Origin of the sequence: Prevotella phocaeensis (assembly GCF_900065875.1) — a bacterium.
Taxonomy (GTDB): domain Bacteria; phylum Bacteroidota; class Bacteroidia; order Bacteroidales; family Bacteroidaceae; genus Prevotella; species Prevotella phocaeensis.
Window position 1 is genome coordinate 328,875 of record NZ_LT160626.1, and the last position, 17,620, is coordinate 346,494.

Below are 17,620 nucleotides of genomic sequence, written 5' to 3' on the forward strand. Positions count from 1 at the left end.
TAAAGAAATATGTTATGAGATTTCTAAATAGACTTGTTAATTGGTATTTTAAGAGAGAGTCTTTGCCTTATTGGTGCATTTTGTTCATCGATAGCCTGATCTGTTACGTATCCGGAATATTCGTATGTTGGCTCTTCTTCCGCGGGGCTGCAACCTTAGACAATATATTTCCCATCACCAGAACCCTTCTTTTGTACACGATATTTAACCTCTTAGGGTTTAAATTCTACCATACTTATTACGGTGTAATTCGTTATTCCTCATTTGTAGACCTGCAACGAGTGGGCTATGCCATGGGTGTAGGTTTTATCTGCGTTGCCATTTTGCACTATCCCATTATTTGGTGGGGGGCTGGAACGGCTGGTTGGTTCCGTTACACCTTCGCCATATCGTAAGTATATATATCGTTGCCACCATCCTTATGTGGGCTTTTCGCGTGATAGTAAAGCTGGTTTACGACTCTGCATTCGACAACGAGAAGGCCGAGCGCACCTTAATATATGGTATTAAGGATGGTGGTATCGGCCTTGCTAAGAATGCACAGAACGAGAAGCCGCAGCGTTTTCGTGTACAAGGTTTTATATCTCATGAACCGAGTTTTAAGAACCATTATCTGATGGGGAAGAAAGTATATCCCGTAAATGATGAACTGACCGATGTTATAGGGCGCGGACGTATCAAGGTAGTGCTTGTTTCACCGCTGCGAAACGATGAGTTTAGGAATGATGAAAAGCTGCAGGATATCCTTATCAATGCCGGAGTACACATCTACATGACCGATGGAGCGAAGGAATGGAACGTACATACCGAAAATATATCGAAGTCTACCTTAAAAGAAATCAACATCGAAGACCTGCTTCCGCGTGATGAAATACAGGTAGACATGGAAAGTGTGGGCCGTTTACTTAATGGTTATCGCGTTTTAATAACGGGTTCAGCGGGCAGTATCGGCTCTGAAATGGTTAAACAAATATGCAAGTTCAGGCCTGCAAAGCTCATGCTGATCGATCAGGCAGAAACTCCGCAGCACGATATCCGGCTGATGATGGCTCATGATTATGGCGAAATAGAGACCGAAACCATTGTCGCATCCATTACGAACAAAGAACGTATGGAGAAAATATTCTCGGAATTCAAGCCCCATTACGTATTTCATGCAGCGGCATACAAGCATGTTCCCATGATGGAAAATAACCCCAGTGAGAGTATTCTGAACAATATATGGGGAACAAAGGTAATAGCCGATCTTAGTGTGAAGTACGGTGTGAAGAAGTTTGTAATGGTTTCGACGGATAAAGCCGTAAACCCTACAAACGTAATGGGATGCTCCAAACGCATTTGCGAGATATATGTGCAGAGCCTCGACAAGGCAGAGAAGGAGGGTACGGTGCAGGGGAACACGCATTTCGTTACCACTCGGTTCGGCAATGTGCTGGGCTCTAACGGATCCGTAATTCCGTTGTTCGAGAAACAGATCAAGATGGGAGGCCCCGTAACCGTTACCGATCCCAATATTATTCGGTTCTTCATGCTTATTCCCGAAGCCTGTAAATTGGTTTTGGAAGCAGGAACCAAAGGCAACGGAGGCGAGATATTCGTGTTCGATATGGGCAAACCGGTGCGCATAGCCGACTTGGCCAGAAGAATGATAAAGCTCTCCGGAGCGCAGAATGTGGAGATTTCGTACACAGGACTGCGTGCGGGTGAAAAGCTTTACGAAGAGGTGTTGAACGACAAGGAGGGCACATTGCCGTCGTTCAATGATAAGATTAGAATTGCCAAGGTGCGCGAGTACGATTATAAGGATGTGGAAAAAGAAATCGAAGAACTGTTCCGTATTGCCGATACATATAGCGATATGGACATCGTGAGGAAGATGAAAGAGATCGTACCCGAGTTCACCAGCAAGAATTCCGTATATGCCTCATTAGACGAGTAGCATATATGAAAACAGTTACCGACGTTTTTTTCGCATTGTTGAGGAATGCTCTGTGGGGCGAACAACTGCCTTTCGAGAGCATTCCTCATGATGTTTTCGTGCCGTTGATGAACCTTGCGTCGCGGCAAACTGTATGCGGTCTTGTGTGCGGAGCACTCATCAAAAACGATATTAGGCTCGACCGAGAGGATGCACTCAAGGCATTTATGTTGCAAAAGAGCATTGCACAGGCCAACAATAAGATAAATGCCGAGGTGACAAACCTTGTAAATATGTTCGACAGCAAGGGCATCGATTACCGTATATTCAAAGGGCAAACGCTTTCACAGCTCTATCCGAGCCCGATAGAGAGGCAACCGGGCGATATCGACTTCTATTGCAATGCTGCTAATTATGCCAAGGCAGTCGCCGTAATCGAACATACATGGAACCTAAAAGTCGGACACGAAGAGTCTGAACAGCATGCAGAGTTCGAACACAACGGTGTTACGATGGAGATGCATTTCCGTATGATAAAGTTCGAGAACGGCGATATACAGCGTTATTGGGAGGAGTTGCTGGCGTGCGACGAGCCTGTAACCGTGAATGTTGCGGGAACTACGGTCGTTACGTTGAGCCCTACGCTGAACGTACTCTATACTTTCTTGCACCTATACCATCATCTTGTAGAGTTGGGAGTGGGCTTTCGGCAGTTTTGCGATGTAGCTTGTCTGCTGCATCATCATCGTAATGTCATCGACAGAGCTGCGCTCTGGAGGCATCTCCATGCCATGTCGTTTACGCATGCCTTTGCTGCTGTCGGTTGGATATTGATCGATAAGCTGGGTTTTCCGCAGGAAGAATTTCCCATAACCATTACCGATAAGGACAAAAGCTATGAGCCCCATATCCTGAAAATCGTATTTACGGGCGGTAACTTCGGTCAGTATGCCAAGAAAACACGTGTGCGTTCGGGCTTAAGTTACTATGTAGAAACGCTGTTGCTCAAGGCTTCTCACTACCGTATGCTTTATAAACTCTCGCCCAAGGAGATAACTTCATCTCTGTTGAAAGGCGTTCCTGCGCAAATATACAAGGCATATCGCCGGCATAGATGATCGGTTTTCCTCTTGTTTTTCCAAGGAAAGGCCAAGAGAGAAGGAGCAAATAACGCGCTTACATAGATATTCTAAACCCGATAGACGGGCGGTTCGTAGGGTATAGACAGATATTCTATCTGCGATACAAGATATCGGCTGCTTTAACGAAACAGTTGTATCAACTCTTTGGTTGGTATTTGTTGCCGGCATGCACTATGATGTCGAGGGAGAAAGACCTTAGTGGCGTCTTTGCCAAATCTGTTTCGTAGCTTGCTATAATGTTGAAAGCAGGTGTCGTAATAAAGCAACTTAAGATATAAAGTACAATAATCTTCTGTGCTTTATATCTTTTATTATCTCAATCGTATTTCCTTTTTTTAATTTTTATTTCATGGGTTCAGGGCGTGCTGTCGGCCGATTTATCTGAACCAAATGGCGCATAGTATAAAAACAGATAGCGGCAGAAGGAAATATCTATAGATGTTCACAATCTGTTGTTGATGGGCAATAGCGAACTTTAACGGGTGCTTTTCGAGGTTCAAAGTATTGTACTTCCGATGGAAATCGAGCAATTTGTCGATGCCGCCCCTTGCTATTACGCAGGCCAGATTGGTAAGAATGATGGCGTTTACCGCCATGTAGAGCTTCGTAACAAGAGATGTGGAGATGTCGAATGGCATGTTTGGCGTTTTTATAACAGTTGTACTCCACACGAAGAGTAGCAGGGCGTAGATCGGAATAGCTGCAAAGAACAGCGCAATATACCCGATGATCAGCCGCTTGTTGCCGTATTTGTGAAACACGGTGGTGCCCTGTATTAAGGCAGAATGGTTTCGCTAAGGGCTGCCGGCAGTTGTTTTTATAGTCTTGTCCGGTAGCACAGCATGCGGTAAGCCTCGCCTCCGCCTACTTCGGAAGAGTGGAATAGGGATGGAAGATGAGGGAGGGGGGATGAGTGGAACGTGGCTGTTGTTTCAGCAGGCGGAACAATTGGGGCACAATGTTGCTGTGAGCGTGATCGGCGGTGAGCGTGCCTATCGGCTGCCAACGGTGGTTCTATTGAATGTACGTATGGCGTTTGTATTTGTTTAAAGCGATTAATGCCACTCCTCGCTCCCTGTTTTACCTTCTTTGTTCCTAAGAAATCGCGGTGGCGTATGTCCGTCTACCAACGAAAAACCCTGCCGCTAATGCGAACAGGGTTAATGAAAGGAGGAGTGGTACCACCAGGAATCGAACCGGGGACACAAGGATTTTCAGTCCTTTGCTCTACCAACTGAGCTATGGCACCATGTGTTTATCCTTTTGCGGTTGCAAAGATAATACTTTTAATTTATACTTCAAGATTTGTAATTCATAATTCTTTTCTGCGTTAATGTTTATTAACGGATAGGGTATGCCGTTGTATTACGCTGTTTTCTGATAGGAACGAATGTGCACGAACAGATAATAAATAATATTGGCATCAGTAAAATATCGATGCCAATTATCGTGGAAACCATCTTAAAAGTGTAAGCAGGTACCAATTGTGTTTAATGAATGTGCAGGGAAGACGGCTTTCTGCCCAAGATACGTTGTGCACAATCGGCAAGTACAACTATGGCTCCGGCAAGAATACACGTATCTTTAATGACCAGTCTTCCGGCTCCTGTGAGCAACGGGAAGCCGTGTTCGCCGCTTCCCATATCGGGTACCCATACTTCTGGTGTGGTGATTAGGAACGACAGAGTGCCTATAGTCATGATAATGACGAGCCCGCTACCGACGAAACCTACCTTGGGGAAGAATATTCCAAGCAGCGTCAGTGTGCCTATGGTCATAATGAGAATGCCCAAACCTTTAGAGAATGTGTAGGTATTATTGGCCTCGTGCCACTCGTGTTTAGCCTTATCGAACTCGCCTTCTTTTAGCTTATAATCCTTATATTCGGGTGCTTGTTTGGCGTAGAAGAAGCTCATAAACGGACTGTTGGCAACAAACGGTACGATTCCCTCGGCCTCGTAATTGAAGAATTTCAGTCCGCCGATCCAAATAAAAATAATGAATATGGCTACTCGGATGAGGTGAATGCCGAGGTTTTTAAGCGATGCAGACAGTTCGAGAACTATTCCTATCAATGTATTAAGTTTCTTGTTCATGATTTGTTCTGTTTGTTTATAATTTGTAATTATTCTAATTATTTGAGCTGCAAAGATAGTCTATTTTATGAAAACGCTTACGGAAATTTCTCTAAAAAAATAAAATAGCCCGAAATATACCATAAACATGTGATGGCAGACGGTGTATGGAGGTGGGGAAAATATACAAAAAATCGGATGTCATCACGACAACCGATTTCCAAAAACAAACTACTTAAAAACTAATCTACTAAAACAAATCAAAAATATCTCGCCGGTTTTCCGGCCGTATAGTTTATTGTAAATAGAGATTGATTTTGTTTAATTCTGTCTAATTGATGCCACAAAGTTAAGTAGTTTCATGCTAATAACAAAACTTTTTGGTGATTAAATGTTGATTTTAACATAAAAATACTACGAAAAGGGGATGAATTGTAACAATCCATCCCTTTTGTCTTTGTTTTTTATTTCAGTTTCCTACTGATGTTGCATGTGCTGTTACATCATGCCACCCATACCGGGTTGTGCCGGCATAGCGGGCTTTTCCTCAGGTTTGTCTACAATGAGACACTCTGTAGTAAGGAACATACCAGCGATAGAAGCAGCGTTTTCGAGCGCTACGCGGGCAACCTTTGCCGGATCTATGACACCTGCTTTGCGCATATCCTCATAAACTTCGGTACGTGCATTGAAGCCGTAGTCGCCTTTGCCGGCACGCACTTTGTCGACAACCACAGCACCTTCGCCGCCTGCATTGGCAACAATCTGGCGCAAGGGCTCCTCAATAGCACGAGCAACAATATTGATACCCGTCTGTTCATCGGCATTCTCGCCCTTCAAGTCCTTCAATGCGTCTTGTGCGCGTATATAGGTTGTGCCGCCTCCGGCTACCACTCCTTCTTCCATTGCGGCACGTGTAGCGCAGAGAGCATCATCAACTCGGTCTTTTTTCTCTTTCATCTCGACCTCGCTGTTGGCACCTACGTAAAGCACAGCCACACCGCCTGCGAGCTTTGCCAAGCGTTCCTGCAGTTTCTCTTTGTCGTAAGAACTCTTGGTGTTTGCTATTTCATTCTTGATTTGAGCTACACGATCGGCGATATTCTCTTTCTTTCCAGCGCCGTTAACAATCGTTGTATAGTCCTTAGACACTGTAACTTTGTCTGCTGTACCGAGCATTTCGAGCGTTGCCTGTTCCAATTTGAGGCCTTTGTCCTCGCTGATAACGACGCCACCCGTAAGCACTGCGATATCTTCGAGCATAGCCTTGCGACGATCACCGAAGCCCGGAGCCTTAACAGCACATATCTTTAATCCTCCTCTTAAGCGGTTCACAACCAGCGTAGTCAATGCTTCAGAGTCGACATCCTCGGCAATTACGAGCAACGGACGGCCGCTTTCTGCTGCTGGTTGCAGTATCGGAAGGAAGTCTTTGAGGTTGCTGATCTTCTTATCATATATGAGGATGTACGGATTTTCCATCACGCATTCCATCTTATCGGCATCTGTAACGAAGTAACCCGATAGATATCCGCGGTCGAACTGCATACCCTCGACCACACCGATGTTGGTTTCGCGGCTCTTGCTTTCCTCTATAGTGATCACACCGTCTTTAGATACCTTGCGCATAGCGTCGGCCAAGAGCTTTCCGATCTCGGGATCGTTGTTGGCAGATACCGTAGCTACCTGTTCTATTTTGTCGTAGTTATTGCCTACAACCTCGGCATTAGCCTTGATATATTCCACCACTTTGTCTACTGCCTTGTCTATTCCGCGCTTCAAATCCAGCGGGTTAGCACCGGCGGTTACGTTCTTCAAACCCTCATTAACGATAGCCTGTGTAAGGATAGTGGCCGTTGTAGTACCGTCGCCAGCATCGTCTCCGGTCTTTGAAGCTACACTTTTTACGAGTTGTGCACCCGTGTTGGCGAGCTTATCCTCGAGTTCAATCTCTTTAGCCACGGTAACACCGTCCTTTGTTATCTGCGGTGCACCGAATTTCTTTTCCAATACAACGTTGCGACCTTTAGGGCCTAACGTTACTTTTACGGCGTTAGCCAATTGATCTACGCCCTGTTTGAGCACGTCGCGTGCCTCGGTATTGAATTTAATATCTTTAGCCATTTTGTTCTAAATGTTTTAAATGTTATTTTTAAAAGTTATGTTTCGGATGCTTATTTTACCACTGCGAGTACGTCGCTTTGGCGCATCATCAGGTATTTTTCGCCTTCTACCTCTAATTCAGTGCCGCTATATTTACCGTAGAGCACGGTATCGCCCTCTTTGAGCACCATCTCTTCATCCTTTGTACCGTTACCTGTTGCAACTACTTTGCCGCGTTGCGGTTTTTCTTTGGCCGTATCAGGGATGATAATACCGCCTACTTTCTCTTCAGCCTGTGCCGGAAGTACCAGCACTCTGTCTGCTAATGGTTTGATGTTCATAATTATTATATTAATATGATTAAACGTTTTCGCACGCGCTTCAGGCGTGGTAAATGCTCCGTCCGTAAGGTTTTCGGCCTGCAGGGCGAACACTTGGGGCAATGCGAAAAGTGTGCCAAAGATGATATGTGCCACATCTGTCAGTCTGTGGTGTGACAAATGTGTCATACGTTCCGCATATCTGTTTTCGAGTGTTTGTATATCCGTCGGGAGGTGAGCATGTATTTCGAGTAGTCTTTCCGCCCTCTTCGAAAGAGAGATACGGCGTATGTTGCAGACCTGTGCCTATTTTTTTGATTACAAACATCTTACAAATGTCTCAGACAGATAGGTGTTCTAAGTTGCTTAGATATGCTATTTAAGGCCCTTAGATATACCATCTGTTTCGAAAAGATATCCGGATAACCGATTTTATTTTATTTCTTTTTTGCATAATGCTAATTATAGTATGTTGTATAGGTTGTGTATTTATCCTACTTTTGCATACTAAAAATAGCAGATGTGAAGTATATAAAGCAAGACGTTCTTGTTCGATTTGGGCAAATAGTTCGGCGGTATAGAGAAGACATGAATATTTCGCAGGAGGAACTTGCATTCCGTGCAGGTCTTCATCGTACTTATATTGGTATGATCGAACGGGCAGAAAAGAATGTTACTTTATGTAATATAAAGAAGATAGCCGATGCACTCGGTATAGATATAAAAGATTTATTCGACTGATATGGATATCGTACGATTTGAAAATAATTATGTCGCACGGCTGAAAAAGCTTTATCGATTCCATATAGAAGAGGCAAATTTTGCCACTGATGGTATACCCAAGCATATTCTTCTTGACCATACAAGGAATATCCACTCGTATCTTATCTTTTGTAAGAAGTCGGGTGATGCCATTTTGAGTTCCTATTGGAACCATGAAACTTTCAGTGGTATGCTTGGTAAGTTTATAAAATTTCAGTTTTCGACTTTAGACAGACCTCTGTTCCTTATTATAGAAGACGATGATGGGGTATCCAATGTCGTAGAGGGGAACGTAATAAGAGAATATATGTTGGGCTCTCATAAGTTGGATGAATTGAGTAAGTTTATCCTTAACGGAATGGATCGTTTGCCCGAAGTGGTACTTAAAATCTCGAATGAACTATGAAACAAGAGGTGGAATTATATAGAGAACTCATCGATTTTTGTAACGAGCATCAGAATGAAATAGAGAAGAAATTCAAACGTCTTTTAACTTTTACTGATTTTAATGTAACCTGTTATAAAGAGATGTTTTGGAAACAGAGAAGGACATCGGCACCGATTTCTGTAAAAGAACTGAAAGAACAGATACAAGGGCTTGCGGAAATATATAAAAAAGAAGTACCGAAATGCCTTGGAAGAAAGAATGAATTCTTAAAGGGAATGGACATACAGAAAGGACAGTGGTATGAGAAAGCTCTGCAAATGTTCCTTGCTACGAAAGATATATATGTAAAGAAGAAAGGGTTTCCTTTTCCTGATTTTGAAGTATTGTCAGGTAATAAAGTAGTTGCTTATTATGAATTGAAATATATTCAGATACCGTTTATTTATGCCAATACTAAAATACAGAATACGTACCCTTATGCAACGTCTCGGTATGATTATGAATCTTCTCTTACATTAGATACCGGAAAGAAATTGCAGTTGCAACGAACGAAGATAGAAAATGATATTTTACCTTTGGGTATACCGGTATATTACGTTTGGTGGTTCGATAGTTTCCATATTAAGGGCATATTTGCGATGCCGGTACAGGAGGTGTTTGATTATTATAATCACTTAGAGAACGATCAGTTTACAAGAAAAACGCGCGAGGGAGACGCCATCGCTCATCAAGAGATAACCAAGATATATCCACCGATGTTGAATATGATAACATTCAAAGAGTTTATAACTTCGTTAAAATAATAACCGATAATGGACTTTTATTTTGTATATAGTTCGGGTGGTGGTGCAGGAGATTGGAACGGTATAGATCGTATCTTCTTACAATACATGCCCAAGTATTTTAAGGATCATATACTGATTAAGTTCGGCGATATATTCTTTAATCATCGTTCACATACGAGTATTGTAAAACCTAAAATATGGAATACGGTCGATAATGTCCGTAAGTGGGTATGTGACAATACCGATGATCCAGTGATGCTGAGGCAGAGTGATTTGATTATGGATGTAGGAACGACCAAGATAGTGAGCTATATAACGGAAAAATATGATAATATCAACGCCGAAGAAATTATTTGGAAGTTCGATGATATTATGGAGAAAGAACAGATACTTGATAAGTATTGCTCGGTCATCAATAGTTCTTCTATCGATAATGCCGTTACTTTTGATATTCCGAACTTGTTTAAAGTAAGGACACAAAGTGGTAATATAAGTAGGGATTTGTTTAGTGATACCTTAAGTAAGAGACAGTTGATAGATGCTTGCATCAGGTATGCTAATATAACATATCGCGGGACCGGAAGGAATGCAGATAAGCTGTTGACCATTATAAATGTCGCTTGGACAAATGAAGATATAGAGTATTATCTGTCACAACTGGATTATATGCCGACGAAACTTGGTATAGGTGGACTTGCCGATTATCCTAAAAATAAGATGCAGGTACGCTTACAAGCAATGGATAACCTATTGCATTTAGAAAGATTTAATAAGGTTCATTTCTTGGGATGCGGCGGTATAGCCAAAGCAGAAATAATAAAGAATACGCTTGGAAATAATAAATGTTTTTCTGTAGATAACACTACAGCTTACAATAGAGCTATTGACGGTAACACAAAGAATACGGCTTTTTCGGGTTATTTTGATTACGTAACGAAGAAATTGATTAGAATTACTCCCGATACATACCGCAAAATACTCAAACTTCATGAGGCGGCGTTGGAGGTAGCATATTTCAATATGTCTGATATGAAAGAAATACTCAAAGGTATTCTTCTGCATCAATCGGGGCAATCTTCCTCATATACCTATGAGTGTAGGGCAAGGTTAATAATTCATAATTTCGATGTATTTAGGTATAATGCTCGGTAGAAAGTTGGCAGAGTTATGGAAAAACAGTAATTTAGCATACTATAATTAGCTTTATGGATAAGATATTCAATCATAGTAGTGAGTTCATGAGCGAAATTCCGGATAAGTCTGTTTCGCTTATGGTTACTTCTCCGCCTTACAATATAGATATTTCTTACGGTAATAAGTGGAAAAACAGGCGTATTGTAAGCTCTAAAGGGAAGAAGTATGCCGATAAGCAATCCGAAGCAGATTACCGAAAGATGCTGGGTAAGGTGATCAAGGAGACCAAACGAGTGTTGAAAGACGACGGCCAAATTTGGTTCAATATCAAGAATAGATACGAGAACTGTGTAATACAGCCCCCGTTTTGGATAATGGAATATTTTAAAGATATGTACCTTAAGAATATTGTTATTTGGAATTTCGACTGGGGGGGAGCTACTCAAAAACGTTTCTGTTCAAGATACGAATATGTGTTCTTTTTTACGAAGAACAAGGATAAATACACATTCAATTTGGATGATGTGAAAATTCCTGCCTTGAACTATCGTCCCGATAGGTATAAAAGCCAGTTGAAAAATCCTACGGATGTTTGGAAAATATCGTTGGTAAGTGGAAATTCGCCGGAACGTACAGAGCATCCTTCCCAGTATCCTGAAGAACTTGTAGAGCGTATCATTAAAGTCGGAACCCACGAAGGAGACCTCGTACTCGATCCGTTTATGGGTAGCGGAACGACAGCTGTCGTAGCCAAAAGGCTCAATCGTCGTTATGTGGGCTACGAAATAGAGCCGGAATATATCGAAATAGCAAATAAAAGACTTGAGAATAATGGCGGGACAGATTTATTTTAGTCCGAAACAACGAAATGTATATTCGGTAAACAACTGCTTCTTTGCTATCGGGGAATGTGTCTCTACGATGAAGAAAATGCGCGAGAAGTCGGTAAATACGATCGTTACGTCGCCTCCATATAATCTGAATAAAAAATATGGAAAGTATAATGATAACCGGAGTTTTGCCGAATGGGAGAATTTAATTGGGCGTGTTGCCGAGGCTGCCAAGCGTGTTCTTACCGATGATGGTAGCTTCTTATTGAATGTATCTCCTGTACCCGATAAGAAAACAAAAGAGATTATACCGCTCGATGCTATGGCTTATTTTATATTTAAAAGGCATGGTTATGCTCTTAGGAACAGCATTGTGTGGCATTTTAATAATATGCAAAATTGCGTAAATAGATTAAGTGGCAGATGGGAAGCTATATTGTGGTTTGTGAAAGATATAGATAATTATCAATTTAACTTGGATGATATAAGGATTCCTTATATAACCAAAAACGACAAAAGATTAGAAGGAGGGGCAGGAAGAAACCCGACTGATACGTGGAACTTCGATGTGGAAGGGAGCGATTTCTGGTATTTTGACCGTGTAAACAATATGACTAAGAACAAACTTGGGCTTGCTGAACATCCATGTATATTTCCCACGCCGATGATAGAGCGTATTATCAAGATGACTACACATAAGGGAGATGTGGTGCTGGATCCATTTCTTGGTAGTGGTACCACATTGGTAGCTGCCCAGAAATTGGGTAGAGTAGGGCTTGGAATTGAATTGGATAAGAAATTTGTTCCTATCATCAAGAAGCGGGTAGATAACGAGGTGTTGTAAAAATTGGCTGGTTTTTAGGAACGCGCTTATATGTTGTTTTTATATTGAAAATAAGTTGTATGGTTTGTATATAGGCAATTTGTCTGTATTATCTGTATGTTTTATTTAGATTGTATCATATTTGTATGCCTGCTAAAGATGCTGTATACCGGTGGAATGCTGTGAAGAAGTCTTTTTCAGGTACAACGTTTTATATATATTATTAAGGTGAAATGTTTGCGATGCAGGTAATGCTTTTTTGAGATAGGTTCTTGGCAAAATGTTCGTGTTTTATGACGGTTTTTAGTAACTTTGCACGACCGAATTGTATTATCAACAGAATAAACAGATATGAACGATAACATTCAGGAAACACATCCGGTGCAAAGTGTGGCGGATATTCATAAAGATTTGAAAGAAAAAGCCATTTTCCTTGCGGAGTATGCGGCCACTTTAGAGGCTGTGGGCGTACAGACGTCGCGCATACAGTATAATACTATCCGCATTGCCAAGTCGTTCGGTTATTGGTGCAACATATTGATGTTCCCGCAAACTATCAGCATTACGCTGCACAACGAGAACCGCGAGCATTCCTACACCTACGTGAAAAAGACGCCGGCCATGGCGTTGAACTTCAAAATAAATATGAAACTGTCGCATCTCTCGTGGCGTGCGTTCGACGAAAAGCTCCCTTTAGAGACGTTATGGAGTGAGTTTCGCAGGATTATAAGTGAGCCCCGTGAGAGTCGTTGGACGGTGCTGATCCTCGTAGCCTTTGCCAATGCCTGCTTTTGCAGGCTGTTCGATGGCAACTATACCTCGATGTGTATCGTTTGGATAGCCACTTTCGTGGGCTTCTTCGTACGACAGGAGTTGACAAAACGCCGTTGGAACGTGCTCGCGGTGTTCACTATATGTTCGTTTGTTTCCACGATGATCGGCGCCACCGATTATCTCTATTTCCACGGAGGCACCGAAGATATGTCGTTAGGAACGTCGATGCTTTACCTTATACCGGGCGTTCCTATCATCAATGGGGTAATGGATACGATCGATAAGCATGTACTTAACGGCTTCGCCCGACTGCTCAATGCCGGATTGCTTATCGTAAGTATAGCCTTGGGACTGTCGTTTACGCTTACCATCTTTGATGTCAACCCCTTCGTGTTTACCAAACTAACGCGGCCGGATGTCGTTTCAGCAGCCGTAGCCGATGGACTTTTCGCCGCTGTAGCGGGAACCGGCTTCGCTATAATATCCAATCCGCCGCGAAAGGCATTATTTATAACAGCCTGTCTTTCGTGTGTCGGGCACGGCGTTCGCTATTTCTTCATGCACCATCCGCAATTCATGTGCGACCAAGTGGTAGCCTCTTCGCTTGCCGGACTTGTGGTGGGATTGCTCGCAGTGCCCGCTGCAATGAAGATACACTATCCGGCTGAGGGCTTTGCATTCCCTGCTTTGCTTGCTATGGTGCCCGGAATGTTTGCCTATAAAGCCGTTCGCGACCTGATAGATATAGTGCAGATGCCCGATGTGGCGAACGAATATATTACACGGTTCTTCCATAATTCGTCGCTTACGGTAATGGTTATGTTCGGTATGGTGGCTTGTTGTGTCATCCCGATCTTCCTTTTCCGCAAAGAGACGTTCTCTGTAACGCGCAAGGAAGGCAAATAATCTTTTGATAGGAGGAAGAAAATGAAGCATGCAATCGTAATGGGAGCCTCGTCGGGCATAGGGCGCGAGGTGGCTAAACTGCTGTTGGAAGAAGGGTGGAGCGTAGGCTTGGCGGCGCGGCGCACGGAGCCTATGGAAGAAATGCGCAAGGCCTATCCCGATTTGGCGACGGTAATGCGCATTGATATAACGGCCGATGATGCTCCCGCACGGCTGCTGCAACTCGTAGAAACGATGGGCGGAGTGCAGTTGTACCTGCATGCTTCGGGCATCGGAAAGCAGAACCGGCAGCTCGAAGCGGGCATTGAAGCACGCACGATAGCTACCAATGTGGCGGGTTTTACGAGCATGATCGACACCATGTTCGGCTATATGGCGGCGCATGGGGGCGGACATATCGCCGTTATCTCGTCGGTTGCGGGTACCAAGGGCTTAGGTCCGGCAGCGGCATACAGCGCTTCGAAGGCTTTCCAGAGCACCTATATTCAGGCTTTGGAGCAGCTCTCGAACAGCCGTAAGCTCGGTATATCGTTTACAGACATACGTCCCGGCTTCGTAGATACCGACCTCTTGACGGGCGACAGCTATCCTATGTTGATGCAAAAAGGCCCTGTGGCGCGGCAGATTGTGCGGGCTATCGGGCGTAGGCGCCATGTGTGCGTGATAGATTGGCGTTATCGGCTGCTCGTATTTCTATGGCGCAGGCTGCCCAATTGGCTGTGGCGACGTGTATGTTTCGCCCCTGCATCTACATTACATGCGACTCCGCCCAAAGAAGAATCAGTACGCTGATGACCTCTTTCGTATATTGCGGGAAGCGTTTCCGTAATGCCGAAAGCGTTTTGGTGATATGTTTTTCTACGACTTTTACGGAGATATCCAACCGTGTGGCTATCTCCTTGTTCTTGAGTCCTTGTATTCTACTCAGTTCGAAAACTTCGCGTGTGCGCGGCGGAAGTTCTTCCATCGCCTTATATATTTCTTCTCTCAGTTCATCGAAGAGCATCTTTCCGTCGGCTCTTCCTGTGAAGTCGGTATGATACAGCAACTCCGAACCCTGTGTATGTACCATGATTTTGGCTTTATAGTCTTGTACAATGGCCAAATGCTTCAGATGGTTAAGACAACGATTTCGTACCATTGTGAAGAGTAGAGACGACAGGGAAGTGACGACGATGGTATTGCGATCTTCCCAAAGTTGTAGGAAACACTCCTGAACAATGTCCTTAGATGTTTCTTGAACATCGAGAAAATGCGACGCATAATTACGGAGACGAGGATATAAAGTTTTAAAAAGGAACTCAAAGGCATGCTTGTCTCCGTTTTTAATGGCTATAAATAGTTGATCTTCTCCTACAATTTTTGGCATCTTTAGATTGCAAACTGTGTCGCAAAAATACAAAAATAAATAAGAAATAGCAAATATTCTCTCCTTTTTTCCGATATATTGGTTTGTTTTTGCGGTACGGTTTGTTGTTTCTGTTTGGGGGTGAGATGATGAATGGGCGGGAAAAAGAGGGGAGGCAGGTTTATGGGAGATGAGAGGCGGGAATAGCGGGAATTTGGCTCGTTTAAGTTTTTCATGCCTCCCTGAAATAGGCCGCTGAGGGGATGATAGCTATTTTAAGAAGATTTAGATGAGCAGAGTTCCTGCGGTGCGAAGCGGGTTCTTTTTCTCTAAAGCCAATAACCACGCCTTACGTTCCGTACCTCCGGCATAGCCGGTAAGGCTGCCATCGACGCCTACAACACGGTGGCAGGGAATGATGATGCTAATGGGATTGTGCCCCACGGCGCCGCCTACGGCTTGTGCCGATAGGCTTTCGATGCCGCGCAGGTTCGCCATGTGGCGGGCGATATGCCCGTATGTTACGGTTGTTCCGTAGGGAATGGTCTGCAGAATGCGCCACACTTCGAGGCGGAAAGCCGTGCCTTGCGGGCTCAGGGGAGGCGGATTGTTTGGATTAGTGCCGCTGAAATAGGCATCGAGCCATGCCTTTGTCTGCAGAAACACTGGCAGGTGGGGATGCGAGATATCGGTATTGCATGTGTCGGCAGCATATTTTTGTCCTGTAAACTGTAACCTTATCAACGCTTTGCCGTCGCTGAAAAGCTCGATATCTCCGATGGGTGATTTATATATATTAATGTATATCATTGTTTGTTGTCTCCTTCTGTCTTTTTTGTTTTCTGTGTTCATAAGTTTTGCATCTCGGTTGTAAAGATAAAAAAACTATTCGGAAACGAGGAAAAAACGGTCTTTTTTCTTGGCATCTTGGCCGAGGTTCCGACGATAGACGGCCTGTTTACAGAGGTCGGAGCATATCTTTATTACGCACAGACCGTACTTCTGTTTTCGATAGATGTACGGTTTGTGCGGAGCGTGTGGTGCAGAGAGTTTTTATATTTTCTGCAAGGAAAAATATTTTTTTGTAGGAGTAGAGGGGGGTAACGAACTTTTGAGTTGTCATATAAATGTAACCGCATGAAAATACAGGAGCGAACAAACAGAATAAGCAACTCTAAACAGCGGAAAATAACCTGACAACCAAGACAAGAAGATGAACAATCTACAAGATATGGAAAATCTTGCTAAGCAATACTTCGAGGGGAGTATTCGGCGCGAGGATGAGCATGTACTGCTGGAATTTGTGGAGCAGAGCGATGCCAACCGCGAACTATTTCGCCAATGGGGAGACCTTTGGGCGAAGATACATATTGCCGATGCCGATACTCAAAAGGCATGGCATGCCATTGAGAAACATATCGATAAAACGAAAGAAACGGCGCATATGCACCGTGGCGGCATGACCAAGAAGTGGCGTATTGCCGTGGCGGCAGCGTCGGTTGTGGCGCTCATAGCCCTATCGTCGGTACTTACGTTGAAATTTGCAGATATGACAACCGCCGAGAGTTTCTATACCTGTGAGGCCCCAATGGGCAGCCGGTCGCAGGTAACTCTGCCCGACGGCTCCAGAATATGGCTGAATGCCGGCTCTACTTTGCGCTATTCTACCTTATTTAATAATAAACATCGCGAGGTAGAACTGCAAGGTGAGGCTTATTTCGAAGTGGCCAAGCACGACGGAATCGAGTTTACAGTAAAGACGAAAGGCTATGATGTTGTGGTAAAGGGCACGAAATTCGATGTTTCGGCCTACAGTAACGACCGCTTGGTTACCACTGAACTGCTCGAAGGCAGTGTGGCTATTCATGCCGAGGCAGGCGAATTGGTGATGAAACCGGGCGAAACGGTAACGTTGGACAAACAGTCGGGCGAGCTTACCAAATCGGTTTCGAAGAGGAATACGAGCGCATGGATAGTCGATGCCACCGAATATGATAATATTACATTGGCCGATTTAGCCAAGGTGTTATCGCGTAAATACGACGTAAATATACAGATTGAGAGCGCCCGTTTGCGATCCGAGCGTTTTGCAGTGTCGCTGCATAACGGCGAAACAATAGAAGAAGTGCTCTCGGGGTTGCAGAAAACGGCGCCCATACGCGTCAGTCGGCACGGTAAGGATATACGTTTGCGCTGACTTTCTATCCTGAAAATAAACTACTTATAAACCAATCTACTATTACAAATCAAAGCTTATAATCAGTAATTAATACTCAATATTACGGTCGACCGGTACAAACGCGAGACCTGAA

Annotated in this window: 17 protein-coding genes, 1 tRNA gene and 1 pseudogene; 12 read left to right on the forward strand and 7 right to left on the reverse strand. The window is 43.7% G+C overall.

Annotated features, from left to right (window positions below; genetic code table 11):
• Positions 1-14: 14 nt before the first annotated feature.
• Together BN3912_RS09535 and BN3912_RS09540 are read left to right on the forward strand one after the other, a co-directional pair.
• Positions 15-1,939: pseudogene (locus BN3912_RS09535) on the forward strand (polysaccharide biosynthesis protein).
• A gap of 5 nt (positions 1,940-1,944) precedes the next feature.
• Entirely contained in the window at positions 1,945-3,036 is a 1,092-nt protein-coding gene (locus BN3912_RS09540) for a nucleotidyltransferase domain-containing protein (protein ID WP_023983467.1), read from the forward strand.
• Positions 3,037-3,437: 401 nt separating this feature from the next.
• On the opposite strand, the gene BN3912_RS09545 is transcribed toward BN3912_RS09540, so the two are convergent.
• On the reverse strand, positions 3,438-3,821 hold the full coding sequence (locus BN3912_RS09545) for a hypothetical protein (RefSeq protein ID WP_036859000.1): 384 nt from the start codon (positions 3,819-3,821) through the stop codon (positions 3,438-3,440).
• A gap of 148 nt (positions 3,822-3,969) precedes the next feature.
• Here BN3912_RS09545 and BN3912_RS12540 point away from each other — a divergent pair, with 148 nt between their 5' ends.
• A complete protein-coding gene (locus BN3912_RS12540) occupies positions 3,970-4,110 on the forward strand; it encodes a hypothetical protein (protein WP_230204687.1) in 141 nt (46 codons plus the stop codon).
• Positions 4,111-4,236: 126 nt separating this feature from the next.
• Here the strand turns inward: BN3912_RS12540 and BN3912_RS09555 are convergent.
• The 4 genes from BN3912_RS09555 to BN3912_RS09570 all read right to left on the reverse strand — a co-directional run bounded on the left by BN3912_RS09555 (position 4,237) and on the right by BN3912_RS09570 (position 7,579).
• Positions 4,237-4,309: transfer RNA gene (locus BN3912_RS09555), tRNA-Phe, on the reverse strand.
• A gap of 241 nt (positions 4,310-4,550) precedes the next feature.
• Positions 4,551-5,156, reverse strand: coding sequence for a DUF417 family protein (locus BN3912_RS09560; RefSeq protein WP_023983465.1), 606 nt, complete (start codon positions 5,154-5,156; stop codon positions 4,551-4,553).
• A gap of 477 nt (positions 5,157-5,633) precedes the next feature.
• Positions 5,634-7,259 carry a chaperonin GroEL gene (gene groL / locus BN3912_RS09565; RefSeq protein ID WP_023983464.1) on the reverse strand — a complete coding sequence of 542 codons (1,626 nt, stop codon included), beginning with the start codon at positions 7,257-7,259 and terminating at the stop codon, positions 5,634-5,636.
• A 50-nt stretch (positions 7,260-7,309) separates the two neighbouring features.
• Positions 7,310-7,579, reverse strand: coding sequence for a co-chaperone GroES (locus BN3912_RS09570; RefSeq protein ID WP_036859172.1), 270 nt, complete (start codon positions 7,577-7,579; stop codon positions 7,310-7,312).
• Between the two features lie 501 nt (positions 7,580-8,080).
• On the opposite strand from BN3912_RS09570, the gene BN3912_RS09575 reads away from it, so the two are divergent.
• From BN3912_RS09575 to BN3912_RS09610, 8 genes are all read left to right on the forward strand, one after another.
• Positions 8,081-8,299, forward strand: a complete 219-nt coding sequence (locus BN3912_RS09575) for a helix-turn-helix domain-containing protein (protein WP_016665210.1) — start codon at positions 8,081-8,083, stop codon at positions 8,297-8,299.
• Between the two features lies 1 nt (position 8,300).
• Complete coding sequence (locus tag BN3912_RS09580) at positions 8,301-8,726, forward strand: hypothetical protein (RefSeq protein WP_023983462.1); 426 nt, start codon at positions 8,301-8,303, stop codon at positions 8,724-8,726.
• The gene (locus BN3912_RS09585) at positions 8,723-9,511 is read left to right on the forward strand and encodes a hypothetical protein (protein ID WP_023983461.1); all 789 of its coding nucleotides are present in this window, start codon (positions 8,723-8,725) and stop codon (positions 9,509-9,511) included. The genes BN3912_RS09580 and BN3912_RS09585 overlap by 4 nt, the downstream gene beginning before the upstream one ends.
• A 9-nt stretch (positions 9,512-9,520) precedes the next feature.
• Positions 9,521-10,645 carry a hypothetical protein gene (locus tag BN3912_RS09590; protein ID WP_023983460.1) on the forward strand — a complete coding sequence of 375 codons (1,125 nt, stop codon included), beginning with the start codon at positions 9,521-9,523 and terminating at the stop codon, positions 10,643-10,645.
• Positions 10,646-10,698: 53 nt separating this feature from the next.
• Positions 10,699-11,481, forward strand: a complete 783-nt coding sequence (locus BN3912_RS09595) for a DNA-methyltransferase (RefSeq protein ID WP_023983459.1) — start codon at positions 10,699-10,701, stop codon at positions 11,479-11,481.
• On the forward strand, positions 11,459-12,301 hold the full coding sequence (locus tag BN3912_RS09600) for a DNA-methyltransferase (RefSeq protein ID WP_023983458.1): 843 nt from the start codon (positions 11,459-11,461) through the stop codon (positions 12,299-12,301). The genes BN3912_RS09595 and BN3912_RS09600 overlap by 23 nt, the downstream gene beginning before the upstream one ends.
• Before the next feature lie 330 nt (positions 12,302-12,631).
• Entirely contained in the window at positions 12,632-13,960 is a 1,329-nt protein-coding gene (locus BN3912_RS09605) for a threonine/serine exporter family protein (RefSeq protein ID WP_004370033.1), read from the forward strand.
• Positions 13,961-13,981: 21 nt separating this feature from the next.
• Positions 13,982-14,752 (forward strand): SDR family NAD(P)-dependent oxidoreductase, encoded by a 771-nt coding sequence (locus BN3912_RS09610; protein ID WP_023983457.1) that lies wholly within the window; start codon positions 13,982-13,984, stop codon positions 14,750-14,752.
• Here BN3912_RS09610 and BN3912_RS09615 read toward each other — a convergent pair.
• On the reverse strand, positions 14,709-15,329 hold the full coding sequence (locus BN3912_RS09615; protein ID WP_004370035.1) for an RNA polymerase sigma-70 factor: 621 nt from the start codon (positions 15,327-15,329) through the stop codon (positions 14,709-14,711). The genes BN3912_RS09610 and BN3912_RS09615 overlap by 44 nt on opposite strands.
• Positions 15,330-15,593: 264 nt before the next feature.
• Positions 15,594-16,118 (reverse strand): methylated-DNA--[protein]-cysteine S-methyltransferase, encoded by a 525-nt coding sequence (locus BN3912_RS09620; RefSeq protein WP_195906778.1) that lies wholly within the window; start codon positions 16,116-16,118, stop codon positions 15,594-15,596.
• Between the two features lie 403 nt (positions 16,119-16,521).
• Here BN3912_RS09620 and BN3912_RS09625 point away from each other — a divergent pair, with 403 nt between their 5' ends.
• A complete protein-coding gene (locus tag BN3912_RS09625) occupies positions 16,522-17,505 on the forward strand; it encodes a FecR family protein (RefSeq protein ID WP_036858997.1) in 984 nt (327 codons plus the stop codon).
• Positions 17,506-17,620 lie beyond the last annotated feature (115 nt).

Coding starts and splice junctions, on each gene's coding strand:
- BN3912_RS12540 (WP_230204687.1), top strand. CDS start 3,970: ATGAGTGGAACGTGGCTGTTGTTTCAGCAGGCGGAACAATTGGGGCAC.
- groL (WP_023983464.1), bottom strand. CDS start 7,259: ATGGCTAAAGATATTAAATTCAATACCGAGGCACGCGACGTGCTCAAA.
- BN3912_RS09595 (WP_023983459.1), top strand. CDS start 10,699: ATGGATAAGATATTCAATCATAGTAGTGAGTTCATGAGCGAAATTCCG.
- BN3912_RS09585 (WP_023983461.1), top strand. CDS start 8,723: ATGAAACAAGAGGTGGAATTATATAGAGAACTCATCGATTTTTGTAAC.
- BN3912_RS09610 (WP_023983457.1), top strand. CDS start 13,982: ATGAAGCATGCAATCGTAATGGGAGCCTCGTCGGGCATAGGGCGCGAG.
- BN3912_RS09620 (WP_195906778.1), bottom strand. CDS start 16,118: ATGATATACATTAATATATATAAATCACCCATCGGAGATATCGAGCTT.
- BN3912_RS09605 (WP_004370033.1), top strand. CDS start 12,632: ATGAACGATAACATTCAGGAAACACATCCGGTGCAAAGTGTGGCGGAT.
- BN3912_RS09560 (WP_023983465.1), bottom strand. CDS start 5,156: ATGAACAAGAAACTTAATACATTGATAGGAATAGTTCTCGAACTGTCT.
- BN3912_RS09570 (WP_036859172.1), bottom strand. CDS start 7,579: ATGAACATCAAACCATTAGCAGACAGAGTGCTGGTACTTCCGGCACAG.
- BN3912_RS09625 (WP_036858997.1), top strand. CDS start 16,522: ATGAACAATCTACAAGATATGGAAAATCTTGCTAAGCAATACTTCGAG.
- BN3912_RS09590 (WP_023983460.1), top strand. CDS start 9,521: ATGGACTTTTATTTTGTATATAGTTCGGGTGGTGGTGCAGGAGATTGG.
- BN3912_RS09615 (WP_004370035.1), bottom strand. CDS start 15,329: ATGCCAAAAATTGTAGGAGAAGATCAACTATTTATAGCCATTAAAAAC.
- BN3912_RS09540 (WP_023983467.1), top strand. CDS start 1,945: ATGAAAACAGTTACCGACGTTTTTTTCGCATTGTTGAGGAATGCTCTG.
- BN3912_RS09600 (WP_023983458.1), top strand. CDS start 11,459: ATGGCGGGACAGATTTATTTTAGTCCGAAACAACGAAATGTATATTCG.
- BN3912_RS09580 (WP_023983462.1), top strand. CDS start 8,301: ATGGATATCGTACGATTTGAAAATAATTATGTCGCACGGCTGAAAAAG.